The following is a 12,588-nucleotide window of genomic DNA, read 5'->3' as shown; positions in this document are numbered from 1 at the left end:
ATCATATCGCAATTAAAATGGAGGGTTAAACGTGATTGAGGTCAAGAAAAGAATCGATGAAAGTTTGTTCGGTTTGTCAGAAGACCAATTGGATGCCAAATACGGATTGCCGCGAGAAGTGAAGTTTTGCAAGATGTGCGTCATATCCAACCAACGACCGAACTCGGCAGTTGAATACGAGCACACGAAAGACAGTAAGAAGAAAACCATTCATTTTGACGAAGACCATATTTGCGATGCATGTAAATTAAGCATTGAAAAACACCACAAGATCAATTGGGCCGATCGAGAGAAGCAACTAATGGAGCTTTGCGACCGTTATCGCAGTAAAGACGGATCTTATGATTGCTTGGTTCCGGGCTCCGGCGGTAAGGACAGTTTCTATGCCGCACATATCTTGAAAACCAAATACGGCATGCATCCGCTAACAGTTACTTGGGCGCCTCATGTATATACGGACTGGGGGTTTAAAAACTTTCAGTCGTGGATACATGCGGGTTTCGATAACTATTTGTGTACGCCTAACGGACGAGCGCATCGCCTCCTGACCCGGTTGGCCGTAGAAAATATATTCCATCCGTTCCAAGCCTTTATTTTCGGTCAAAAAGCGTTAGCGCCTAAAATGGCTGCATTGTTCAATATTCCTCTTGTGTTCTACGGAGAAAACGAAGCGGAGTACGGCAATCCGATTGCGGATACGCAAAGCGCAAAAAGAGACTGGTCATATTTCACTGCCGAGGATCAAAGCAAAATTTATTTGGGCGGTACTTCCGTTCAGCAGTTAAAAGAAGATTACGGAATGGATCAGAGCGATCTTACGCCTTACTTGCCGGCTAACCCGGAGGAAATCGAAAAGAAAAAAATCGAAGTGCATTACCTCGGCTACTACTTGAAATGGCATCCGCAAAGCTGCTATTACTACTCGGTCGAGCACGGAGGGTTTCAAGCCTCGCCTGAGAGAACGCCAGGCACCTATAGCAAATACAACAGCATAGACGACCGGATTGACGATTTCCACTACTACACAACCTATATCAAGTTCGGTATCGGACGCGCCACATACGATGCCGCTCAAGAAATCCGTTCACGCGATATAACGCGCGACGAGGGAGTGGCGCTTGTCAAACGTTATGACGGGGAGTTCCCGGAGCGGTTCGCTGATGAAATCTTCAACTATCTTAGCATCAACGATAAAGAATTCCCGCAAGCTTCGAAAATGTTCGAGCAGCCAATTATGGATAAGGACTACTTCATGAATTTGGCGGATCAGTTCCGCTCGCCGCACCTGTGGAAAAAAGAAGACGGGGTATGGAAGCTACGTCATACCGTGTGGTCCTAATAGAGAGGATTGGCTTGAGATGGCGAATGTTAGGCTCATTGCTAGGCTAGATATTAAAGGGCCGAATTTGATTAAAGGCATCCATCTTGAGGGCCTCAGAGTTATGGGAGATCCTCAAGAATTCGCCTCTAAATATTATGCGGCAGGTATTGATGAACTTATCTATATGGATGCGGTCGCAAGTCTCTACGAACGGAACAATTTGTCCGATATCGTCAAGCACACCGCCCAGAACCTATTTATTCCATTAACTGTAGGAGGCGGTATTCGCTCGATTGATGATGTCAAAAACTTGCTCCGATCGGGTGCGGACAAAATCGCGATCAATACGGCAGCCGTCAGAAATCCCGAACTGATCCGTCAAGTTGCTCGCAGATTCGGCTCCCAGTGCATGGTACTGTCGATCGAAGCGAAGAAAGTAGCAGACGGCAAGTGGGAAGCATATACGGACAATGGCCGCGAACATACGGGATTAGACGTTGTGGAGTGGGCGATCAGGGGGGCTGATCTAGGGGCAGGGGAAATTTTACTGACATCCGTAGACCAAGAGGGAACGCGCAAAGGTTTTGATATTGATCTCGTTCGACGAGTCAGTCAAGCCGTACCGATTCCTGTAATCGCAAGCGGCGGAATGGGCAATGTCGATCATTTAGTTGACGTGATTGAAAACGGCAAGGCGGATGCTGTGGCTATGGCCGATGTATTGCACTACAACCGGCTTAGTGTACAAGAAATCAAGCAACAAGCTCTCCTCAATCACATCTCAGTTAGGAGAACTTGATATGGAAAACCGACCGTCAGTATCTATCATTGACTATGGCATGTGCAATATGCACAGCGTTATTCATGCATTCGAAGCGATCGGGGCGCAAATAGCGATCGCAAACAAACCGGAAGACATTCTGACAGCGGATCATGTCGTACTGCCTGGCGTAGGTGCGTTCGAAGACGGCATGAAGGGCTTGGCGGAGCTCGGCTTTATCGAACCGTTAAAGCAGTTTGCCGCAACGGGCAAACCTCTGCTCGGAATTTGTCTAGGCATGCAAATGCTGATGGATACGAGCGAGGAGTTCGGCGAGCATCGCGGACTGGGGTTGATCGAGGGGACGGTAACGGCGATTCCGGATACAGGGAACAACGGCGAACGTCACAAAATTCCGCATATCGGATGGAATGAACTTGTCAAACCCAATTTGAAGCAATGGGACGGAACGATCATGAACGATACCGAAGAGCATTCTTCGGTTTACTTTGTGCATTCGTTCACGTGCAAACCAGAAAGTTCGGAGAATCGATTGGCAGATGCGTACTATAACGGCAGACTGATTTCGGCCGCAATAAAAAAACAAAATATTTACGGATGTCAATTCCATCCGGAAAAAAGCGGCAAGGTCGGTCTCGAGATCATTAGCAACTTCCTTCGAATCCGTTAGATTGGAAATGGGAATTGCAATACGATTATTAGGAGTAAATCAATGAAGACGGTATATGTTTTTAATCGTCCGTTCACGAACGGTTTTAACAAAGTTTATAAGGATATTCTAGGTTCTGAACAATATCGTTTACTTTATATTAGCGACTTCAAATATAGGGATGACGTAGGACTCGTTACTAAACTCTATAAGCACCTGAATAATAAGTTCGATGCGCTTCCTGAGTTGTCTTCGGATTATGAGGCCGTCATTCGCAGATGCCGGTATCTTCGCTTTCAAAGCAAAGATCTGGCGAATCGGTTGATTAATTCAGTTTGGAAGGCATTACAAGAAATTTTCGCGATCACTCCTCCTGATTATGTGATCGGTCTGCCGATTGATAATTATGTATTGGATTTGCTTCACCTCTATTGCCAGAAAAACAACATCGCCTGTATCTTCCCGGTACAATCGTTCTTGCCGAACCTAACCAGAATGACTTGCCGAGGCGAATGGCGCAAGGCTAGGGATGTTTCAGACGACGAAGTAACGGAATATTTAGCCGTCATCAATAAAAAGAATTTCCGTCCGACATGGCTTTCGCCAAAGCGCAACAACTATAAGTTGTTGAAGCTTTATGTTCGGGAAAGAATGAAGAAGGTATTCTTCGAGTCAATGAAGATCTTGAAAAATGATAAATACAGTTTCCATTATAATTGTATTTTCCCGATGCCTGGAGCGATTACGGTTAAATCGATCGATGTATTGGAAGCCAGAAAGATGTTCGTAGCGGATCCTGGATCGATTGAGCAAAAGGCGGCTAAGTTCAAGAAAGTGGTCTTCTTCCCGTTGCAATTCTCTCCCGAAACCTCCTTGGACTATTACATTGAAGATAGCCGGTTTTCACAGTACGAAGACATGCTAAGAACGGTTTTGAATAGCATCCCTTCAGATACGTTGCTTATTATCAAGGAGCACCCGGACTTGTTCGGCTTTAGGGAGAAGCGGTTTTACGAGAAGTTTCTACATAAAGACAATGTCGTATTGGCGGACGTCGATATTACCGTTCAAGAGATATTTAATTACGCGCAATATCTTCTCGTGACGGGAGCGGCATCGACGGGAGCGGAAGCGGTAGTCAAAGGAAAGACCGTCATCTCCTTGGGCGGAGCATTCTATAGCTTAGACGGCATGATTCATGAGATCAAGAACTTTTCCGATGCGGGGAATTGGGGCCAATATTTGACGCCGATTCACAACGATGAGGATCAGATTTTTCGTTATATGCGCAATATATTGGGAAATACGGTTAAGGGACCTTATGATTTCGTTCGTACGAGTCCTGACAAACAACCGATTACCGAGGCGAATCTCAGAGCTGTCATGAATTATTTAGAAAACCCGAAGAATTAGCAACGGAATCGGAGAAATGCAAATGATTGATTCTTCCCTCACTTCGACTCGGAGTCCCTTGCTTCGCGTCCATCAGGCCGTAATTGCGTTTTATGCTGTTGCGCCCTTCTTATATTTACTCAAACCGATGCAGGGGTCTACTGCCGTCTCCGTTCTGCTTCGAATGATGGAGCCGTTATTGATTGTAATCGCCGGCGGAATTCTGTTGGTGCAGATCGTTCGAAGCGGGAAGATCAAAATCGATATATATATCGTTATCTTTCTTTTTCTGATGATGTACGGATTTTTTACGGGCATCTTTATGGGGAATGAAATCTCATCGGTATTCTCAGGTTTCAGCCACTTATTGGCGGGGATATTGCTTTACTGGTACAACAAGAATTGCAACTTAGAACAAGGCGATATCGAATATTTCGTCGTGAAGTTGATCAAATATGCGGTATATGCCAACACAATCGTGATCTTGCTCATGTACGCCGTAAATAAACTCATCGGGCCAACGTACTATATCGGTTTAGATGCATCTATTTATTTGCTTGCACTATATTGGTGGTTGGATCGGAAAAAGCTGCTCATGATGCCTTTTGTGCTTGCGATGATATTCTTGTCCGGAAAGCGCGGAGTACTTGTGGTCAGTATGTTCGGTTATTGGTTATCCTGGCTCACGTTGTCGGTCTCAAGAGCGCGATTGTACGTCAAGCTTATTCTCGTTGGCATTGTTCTTCTGATTGGATTGCAAGTCTCCGGCGTCGATCTGTCTCAAACGAAGGCATATCAGAAGATTGAAGCGATTCGTTCCTTAAGCATTGCCGAATATTCCTCAGAGAGAATCGCCGAAGTGAAGTCCGCTTGGAAGGGGTGGGTAGAGAGTCCGACCGAAGTGCTGTTTGGCTCGGGATTGGGTTTTTCTTATACGTTCTATTACGACGACCCGAAAATTACGCCGGAAGAAAACTACCATAATATCCACTTCAGCCCGCTAAATGTCCTCGTCATCTGGGGACTCCCGTTGTCGATCGTAGCGTTTCTTCTTCTGGCTTACCAAATGTGGCGCATAAGAGGTCGGTTTACAGGGCTTGATGGCGTTATGCGGTTAACTGCCTATTCGTATTTCCTCTATTCGATATTCGTTTTCAATTTATTTAATGAACCTGTCCTATGGACTTTTGTCGGCTTGCTGTTAAATCCGGCCAGTCGCAAAGAGTTTGTACGGCGAGTAGGGTAGTGTGATATGGAACGTATTCGAAAGGGAATTATCCACAGCTTGTCAGGAGATTTTCTGTCCAAAATACCGATGTATTTAGCCGAGTTAATATTAGCAAGCGCCTTGAATACTCGAACTTACGGGTTATGGACTTCCTTGCAAGCGGGTTTACGGTTTTTGTTATATGCGCACTTGGGGTTGCTTTCCGCTTACAATAAAGTGGCTCCGTTGCAGCATCAAAGCCACAAAAAAGAGGGCGAAAAGTTAAACAACGTCGTGCAGAGCTATATGCTGATTCTCGGCGGAACTTTCCTGCTTATCATTGCGTTGATTGCATTAATTAGTGTTCGGAAGCCTGTAGGCAGCTTTGGGTGGGAGCAGTGGTTGGCTTTTGGCGTCATCGGTTTTCTCATTCAGAGCTATTCTTACCATCAAGCCCGGTTAAAGAATGAGACGAATTACTTCAGAATGAGCATGGGCCTCCTTATCTACTCGTTCTCCTATTTGATCTTCGTCTATTTGCTGGCTTCAAAATGGCAATTGACGGGAGCATTAGTTGCAATATTGATCGCCTACTTGCTATCGACGTTATACTACCAATTCAGACGAAAAATTCAGCTAGACTTCGATATTACGGTACTTAAGCGTTTACTCGTTTCAGGGGCTCTACCGTTCTTCTTCACTATCGTTAACTTCCTCCTTCAAATGACAGATCGTATTGTCATAATGATCGGAGCCAACATAGAGATGCTTGCGCTGTATGGTTTTGCTTATTTGGCTAATCAAGTCGTATTGCTAATGGTTAACGCGATTGATCGCGTATTTTCAACGTTTTCCTTACGGATGCAAGGATCCGGCGATTACGACCAGGCCGCGAGTTTGTCGCTGCACTCGATGTGGATTACGGCAATCGGAGCCGCTATAGCCTTCGGCGGTTATTACTTTTTCGGGGATCTGCTGATCCATTCCTATTTCAGTAAGTACGCAGAAGCAATTCAACCAATTTTTTATATGATGATCGGAGTTTATTTCTTCTCGTCGGTTCAACCGACCTTCAGCTTCATCATGGGTCATAACGGCGAGAAGCGTCTTATCGCCATACATATCATAATGATCATTGTCATGGCCGGATTTACCGGGAGTGCGCTCCTTATCGATCACGCATTCCTTTCCTTCTCGAAAGCGGTTTTTGCCGCCCAGCTCCTCTATTACTTTGCGTTATTATATTTATTCATAAGTTACTATCTAAAGCATTCGTCATTTAAGCAAAAAGCAAAACACTGGCTCCGATTGGCTACAATGATATCAAGTCCGCTTGTGGTAACATTGATATTGACTGCAGGTTTTAATTCGGTACGAATTAGCGGTCACGAGATCGTGATATCTATCATATCGTTTCTACTCTATGCTGTATTGTTTGGTTTTTTCATTTGGAAAGGTTATAGATTATTCCATAGGATCGTAAACGTCAAATATGAAAATAGGTGAACCTAATGTGCGGGATTGCTGGAATTACGGGGAATGATCGAAACGCATTGCGGAATATGCTGAAAGTGTTGAACCATAGAGGTCCCGATGCATGCGTAGAGATGGATCTTCCCGATCATTCGGTTGCTCTCGGACATGTGCGTCTAAGCATTATCGACTTGGATGAAAGGAGCAATCAACCGTTCGTTTCCTCCTGCGGTAGATATGTTCTGACGTACAATGGCGAAATATACAATTATCTTGAATTGCGTTCGGCCTTGGAAAGGAAAGGGTATCCGTTCCGAACAACATCGGATACGGAAGTACTATTGTACTGGATAATCGAGAACGGTCCGCAAGGTATCGTTGCGCTTGACGGAATGTTCTCGTTCGCATTCCTTGATAAATCCAAGAGAAAGCTGTTGCTGGCGAGAGATCACATCGGCGAGAAACCGCTCTATTATTCGGTGTATAAATCCGCATTGAAGAGCAATGCTTTCGCCTTCGCATCGGAAATAAAAGCATTGAGAGAAATCGAAGGGATCGACTTATCTCTTGACGAGGACGGACTATCAGATTATATCCGATTCCTTTATACCGCGGCGCCGAACACGCTTTATAAAGGCATTAGAGAACTGCCGCCGGGCCATTGCGTGGAGGTCGATATCGACGAGGCCGACATACAAGCTTCTCGATACTATAACATAGAGGATTATTTAGCGCGTGAGGGCGAGCTAAGCTTCCAAGAAGCGACGGATATATTCCGCGAAAAGTTTTTCGGCAGTATTTCGATGCGATTACGGAGCGACGTACCGATCGGCGTATACCTAAGCGGAGGTTTGGATTCCAATGCGATATTGGGAGCCGTTCGCTCCTTGCAACCAGACAATGATCTAGAAACATTCACCGTCAAATACGCGGGTTCGAAGGTTTCGACGCAAGTTGATGAAAGCGAGCTTGCCGCGCAAGCTTCCGAGTTCCATCGGGTACGTAATCAGCAATGGATATTTACGGAGAACGATAACTTTATGGATGCCGTGAATCGAGTAACCCATCTGTTCAGTCAGCCTTTCGGGAATGGGACGGCGATCGTTGCGGATCATATTGCATCTTTGGTTTCGAAGCGATGCAAAGTCGGTATGGTGGGAGACGGCGGAGATGAAATATTGGCCGGATATCCCCGATACAAAGCGCTTAACTTATACAAGAACCTGCAGCATATCCCAGGCTTCTTGAAATCGGGAATCGCCTCGTGCCTGTCCATCGTTCCGGAAAGCGGCAGGTTTTCAACGAAAATCAGACGCTTGAAGCAATTTTCCATGGGCTTAAAGCAGCCGATGGCCGCAAGCTTCATGGATTGGTCCACTTATTGCAGTACAGATACTTTGGTCAAAGAGATCGGACTGAATGGTTTAACGCCGTATTATGAGGACAAATTGGCGTTATTCCAACGCCATCAGAACGATCCGATTAAAGCGGCAGCGCTCGTGGACCTGACGTCGTTCGTTCCATACAACTTGATGCAATCGGCTGACCGCACGAGCATGGCGCACGCATTGGAGCTAAGATGTCCGTTCCTGTCAACGGAATTGATTCATAGTGCGTTGAATATACCGAGCGAACATAAAGTTAAAAAGGGCCAAACGAAGCCGTTGTTAGCGGGAGCATTGCCTCAAGAATTACCTGATTTCATCAAGAGCCAACCGAAGCGACCGTTTAATCCGCCAATGCAAATGTTTATGCAGCGCAACCTTGCGTCTTTAGAAGCGTTATTAACTAGTGGTGATTCACAGATTAATCAGATTATTCCAGAGAAGTTTGTCAAAGGTCAGATCGACCAATTCAAATCCGGACAAAGGGATAATTCGACGTTCCTTTTTGGTCTTGCAACGCTTGAAGCATGGTTGAGTCAATAAACATAGCAAATCATTCGAGGAAGGTGACGGCAATGAAAATATGCGTAATCGGACTTGGCTACATCGGGTTGCCGACCGCTGCAATGTTCGCGAATCACGGGAATGAAGTCATCGGAGTAGACATCAATAAGAATATCGTAGATGCCCTGAACAAAGGGGAAATTTCGATCGAGGAACCCGGACTGCAAGGTTTCGTGAAATCGGCGGTAGAGAAAAACAAGTTGAGCGCCTCAACGGAAATCGTGCCGGCGGACGTCTTTATTATCGCGGTTCCGACTCCAATTACGGCAGATCATAAAGCGGATCTTTCCTACGTCGTTTCGGCGACGAAGGCCATAGTTCCTTATCTTCGAAAAGATAATATCCTAATCGTGGAATCGACAATTCCGCCTCGGACCGTTCAGGACGTCGTGTGTCCTATTCTGATTGAAGCCGGTTTCCCGCCGGGAGAAGATCTATACGTTTCTCACTGCCCTGAACGCGTACTTCCAGGACAAATACTAATCGAGTTGGTTCACAACAACCGAATCGTCGGAGGAATCAATTCGATTTCGGCGCAGAAGGCGAAAGAAGTATATGAATGCTTCGTTAAAGGCGAAATCTATTTGACGGATGCAACTTCGGCCGAAATGGCAAAATTGATGGAAAATACGTTTAGAGACGTTAATATTGCCCTCGCGAACGAGCTTGCGATGATTTGCGAGAGACTCGGGATGAACGCATTGGAAGTCATCAGGATGGCCAATAAGCATCCGCGCGTCAATATTCATCAACCAGGTCCGGGCGTTGGAGGACATTGTTTGGCGGTCGATCCGTACTTTATTATCGAAAAGGCTCCTGAAGAATCCAAAATCATTGCTCTTTCCAGACAAGTCAATTCGCATATGCCTCATTTCGTCGTCGATCAAATTCATAAATTGAGCGGTATGAAACCGCGGAAAGTCGCAGTTCTCGGCGTCACGTATAAAGGAAATATCGATGATTACCGCGAGAGCCCTGCGACCGAAGTCATTGACCTTCTGATTGAACAAGGAATCGCTGTTAGTATTTTCGACCCGCACGTTAAACATTATACGCAGCCGTTGGCCAAGGACTTGGAAACCGCGCTGACCGGAGCGGATTTTGCGGTTGTCTTGGCGGATCATAATGAATTCAAGCAGCTTGACTTTGACCGCTACGCATCGCTTATGAACGCTGCGATCCTGTTAGATACGAAAAACTGCGTAAAAAGCGGCCGAAAGATGAAAGTCTACACGATTGGAGACTACATGAATCGGGGCGTAACCTATGAAACGGTTATTTGATGTCATTATTTCATTCATCGCATTGATCGCTTTCTCGCCATTATTCATTGTAATCGGATTAATGATCAAGCTGGATTCGAAAGGTCCGGTGTTTTTCAGGCAGCAACGTTCGGGAAAGGGCAATATGCTTTTCACCATTTACAAGTTCAGAACAATGCGCATTGATTCTCCGAACTTGCCGACCCACTTGTTAGCGAGCCCGGAAGCATACATTACGAGGGTAGGAAGAATACTCAGGAAGACAAGTTTGGACGAACTGCCGCAATTGCTCAACATCATCAATGGTGACATGAGCATCGTAGGTCCAAGACCGGCCTTATATAATCAAGTAGAACTGATCCATATGCGCAATGAAATGAACATTCAACAGCTCCGGCCAGGCTTGACGGGATGGGCTCAAGTCAACGGCCGAGATGAAATTACGGATGAGCAGAAGGCGCAATACGACTTGTATTATTTGCAAAACCAAGGACTGTTCATGGACATCAAAATTATTGTCAGAACAGTTACGAACGTCGTGCAATCCAAGGGTATCAAAGCCTAATGAAATAGCGGGAAGAGGCTCTCATGAATATTATCGGACGATTGAACAAAACATGGTCTACCGTCAAGTATATGAAACCGAGTCAGATCTTCCATCGAATCGTTTTTATGGGTAAGCGAAAATTCGCTTACCCGTTTCGCATTATCACGGCGAATCGCTATGATTCAAAGGCCGGATCGCGCCTAGGGCTCGAAATGCCGGGTCACTCGATCACTTATGCGGACCAGAATCCGCACCAAAACTGGAATTCCTCGCGAATGGACAATTTTATGCGCAACGTCAAGTCCGTTCAACAATATCGGTTTGCTTTCCTAAATAATGAATATCGGTTCGACGGGGACATTGATTGGCACGTTAAGTCTCAATCGCATTTATGGAGATACAACCTTCATTACTTCGAATACGGGATCGAGCTGGGGTACGCTTCGAAGATTGAACCGCATAACGAATCTTATTACGAGACTTTCAAAGCGCTAGTAGATAGCTGGATCAAAGGGAACCCCAGATTGGGGATCGGCGACGGGTGGCATCCGTATACGATTTCCTTGCGATTGGTGCATTGGGCATATGCGTACGACCTGTTCAGAAGCCGTATCGATCAAGACCCTGCATTCAAGTCGAGATTCATTCAAAGCTATGCCAAACAAGGCTTGTTTTTATACGACAACGTGGAATGGGACGTACTGGGCAACCATGTGATCGAGAACGGAAGAGGATTGGTATTCGCGGGTCTGCTGCTGGATATCCCATTGTCTGCCAAGCTGTTGAACAAAGGATGCCGCATTCTATGGTGGCAGCTGGAGGCGCAAGTACTGCCAGATGGCGGTCATTATGAACGGTCTCCGATGTATCATCAGATCGTCTTGAAGGACTATTTGGAAGTTATTCGCTTGCTCCGGATTTACAATCGTCCGATCCCAAGCGAAGTGAATAGGAAAGTGCAGGAGATGCTCCTATTTCACGATCGTACGCTTCATCCGGATGGGGATATCGCGTTGTTCAACGATTCCGCATTCGGTATCGCGCCTTCAGCGTCAAGCATACGGTTATTAGCGGAAGAGGCAGGCTTCAAAGAGGCATATGCAACGGACTTGCGTAGCACTTTGCTGGACGATCTATTAGTTAGCGGGAAGCTGCTCGGTAATAGGGACACTGAGCAATCGGGAATAGTGCCTTTTGCTGCCAAGGAGACCGGTTATTTTACGGCAGTGAAGGATGATTTGTTCATCATTGCGGACGCAGGGGCTTCGTGTCCCGACTTTTTGCCTGCCCATGCGCATGCGGATTTCGGCAGCTTCGAGCTGTCGGTCGGAACGAGACGATGGATTGTAGATTCGGGAGTCTATCATTATCAAGGGGAATATCGCAACGTCTTCCGGGGAACGGCTGCTCATAACTGCTTGATGATCAACCAGACCAATCAATCCGACGTCTGGGGTAACTTCCGGCTGGCGAGCAGGGCAAAGCCTACCTACGTGCAATGGGAAGACAAGCCGGACATTTGGTCGATTTCGGCTGTCCATAATGGTTATCGTCGATTTGGCGTAACTCCGATTAGAAAGATGTTTTTGCTGAATCGGAATATCTTGATCGTTCTGGACGAGATCACCGGGAAGAAAGGCTTTGAGGCGAACAGTCTTGTACATTTTCATTCGGGTATTGAAGTCGTCCCGTCGGGATCGTTCTTTCAATCAGTGGCAGACGATCGAACGATGTTCATATACCCGTTCGGAAGCGACCGGTTGAATGCTAAGCTGCAGACCGGGATGTATTCGCCTCAATTCGGGAAAAAAGCGGACAACGCGGTATTGAATATCGAGGCTAAGGGGGATGCCGGGCGTCAAGTCGTCGGGTATGTTCTCTCTGCGGAACAGGTTAACGTACGTTTCGCGAAATCCAAGACGGATCATTATTCGCTCGAAATCGGCAACTCCCTGCTAAAGATCAAATTCGGACCGCGGCTCGACTACCGTATTCAAGAATAATGAG

Annotated in this window: 10 protein-coding genes; all 10 read left to right on the top strand. The window is 46.2% G+C overall.

What is annotated here, in order from left to right; translation table 11 throughout:
- The first annotated feature begins 31 nt into the window (after positions 1–31).
- Genes ACFQZG_RS19370 through ACFQZG_RS19325 form a run of 10 tightly spaced genes read left to right on the top strand, consistent with a single transcriptional unit; the run spans position 32 to position 12,584 of the window.
- Entirely contained in the window at positions 32–1,339 is a 1,308-nt protein-coding gene (locus ACFQZG_RS19370) for an N-acetyl sugar amidotransferase (protein ID WP_378155473.1), read from the top strand.
- A 19-nt stretch (positions 1,340–1,358) separates the two neighbouring features.
- On the top strand, positions 1,359–2,120 hold the full coding sequence (hisF, locus tag ACFQZG_RS19365) for an imidazole glycerol phosphate synthase subunit HisF (protein WP_378155471.1): 762 nt from the start codon (positions 1,359–1,361) through the stop codon (positions 2,118–2,120).
- A 1-nt stretch (position 2,121) separates the two neighbouring features.
- On the top strand, positions 2,122–2,772 hold the full coding sequence (gene hisH / locus ACFQZG_RS19360) for an imidazole glycerol phosphate synthase subunit HisH (protein ID WP_378155469.1): 651 nt from the start codon (positions 2,122–2,124) through the stop codon (positions 2,770–2,772).
- 42 nt (positions 2,773–2,814) lie between these two features.
- Positions 2,815–4,164, top strand: a complete 1,350-nt coding sequence (locus tag ACFQZG_RS19355) for a capsular polysaccharide export protein, LipB/KpsS family (protein ID WP_378155467.1) — start codon at positions 2,815–2,817, stop codon at positions 4,162–4,164.
- 22 nt (positions 4,165–4,186) lie between these two features.
- Positions 4,187–5,389 carry an O-antigen ligase family protein gene (locus tag ACFQZG_RS19350; protein ID WP_378155465.1) on the top strand — a complete coding sequence of 401 codons (1,203 nt, stop codon included), beginning with the start codon at positions 4,187–4,189 and terminating at the stop codon, positions 5,387–5,389.
- A gap of 6 nt (positions 5,390–5,395) precedes the next feature.
- Positions 5,396–6,856, top strand: coding sequence for a lipopolysaccharide biosynthesis protein (locus tag ACFQZG_RS19345; RefSeq protein WP_378155464.1), 1,461 nt, complete (start codon positions 5,396–5,398; stop codon positions 6,854–6,856).
- Positions 6,857–6,861: 5 nt separating this feature from the next.
- Positions 6,862–8,751, top strand: a complete 1,890-nt coding sequence (gene asnB, locus ACFQZG_RS19340) for an asparagine synthase (glutamine-hydrolyzing) (RefSeq protein WP_378155462.1) — start codon at positions 6,862–6,864, stop codon at positions 8,749–8,751.
- A 32-nt stretch (positions 8,752–8,783) separates the two neighbouring features.
- On the top strand, positions 8,784–10,055 hold the full coding sequence (locus ACFQZG_RS19335) for a nucleotide sugar dehydrogenase (RefSeq protein ID WP_378155461.1): 1,272 nt from the start codon (positions 8,784–8,786) through the stop codon (positions 10,053–10,055).
- Complete coding sequence (locus ACFQZG_RS19330) at positions 10,039–10,599, top strand: sugar transferase (protein WP_378155459.1); 561 nt, start codon at positions 10,039–10,041, stop codon at positions 10,597–10,599. Before ACFQZG_RS19335 ends, ACFQZG_RS19330 begins: the two co-directional genes overlap by 17 nt.
- A gap of 23 nt (positions 10,600–10,622) precedes the next feature.
- Positions 10,623–12,584, top strand: coding sequence for a heparinase II/III family protein (locus ACFQZG_RS19325; RefSeq protein ID WP_378155457.1), 1,962 nt, complete (start codon positions 10,623–10,625; stop codon positions 12,582–12,584).
- Positions 12,585–12,588: the final 4 nt, after the last annotated feature.

The sequence above is a fragment of the Cohnella sp. GCM10027633 genome, assembly GCF_042675445.1.
In the GTDB taxonomy this organism is placed as follows: domain Bacteria; phylum Bacillota; class Bacilli; order Paenibacillales; family Paenibacillaceae; genus Cohnella.
This window is presented reverse-complemented; position numbering and strand designations above follow the sequence as displayed.

Bases quoted from the DNA above. Each gene is read 5' to 3' on its own strand.
- hisF (WP_378155471.1), top strand. From the start codon at position 1,359: ATGGCGAATGTTAGGCTCATTGCTAGGCTAGATATTAAAGGGCCGAAT.
- hisH (WP_378155469.1), top strand. From the start codon at position 2,122: ATGGAAAACCGACCGTCAGTATCTATCATTGACTATGGCATGTGCAAT.
- ACFQZG_RS19355 (WP_378155467.1), top strand. From the start codon at position 2,815: ATGAAGACGGTATATGTTTTTAATCGTCCGTTCACGAACGGTTTTAAC.
- ACFQZG_RS19350 (WP_378155465.1), top strand. From the start codon at position 4,187: ATGATTGATTCTTCCCTCACTTCGACTCGGAGTCCCTTGCTTCGCGTC.
- ACFQZG_RS19345 (WP_378155464.1), top strand. From the start codon at position 5,396: ATGGAACGTATTCGAAAGGGAATTATCCACAGCTTGTCAGGAGATTTT.
- asnB (WP_378155462.1), top strand. From the start codon at position 6,862: ATGTGCGGGATTGCTGGAATTACGGGGAATGATCGAAACGCATTGCGG.
- ACFQZG_RS19335 (WP_378155461.1), top strand. From the start codon at position 8,784: ATGAAAATATGCGTAATCGGACTTGGCTACATCGGGTTGCCGACCGCT.
- ACFQZG_RS19330 (WP_378155459.1), top strand. From the start codon at position 10,039: ATGAAACGGTTATTTGATGTCATTATTTCATTCATCGCATTGATCGCT.
- ACFQZG_RS19325 (WP_378155457.1), top strand. From the start codon at position 10,623: ATGAATATTATCGGACGATTGAACAAAACATGGTCTACCGTCAAGTAT.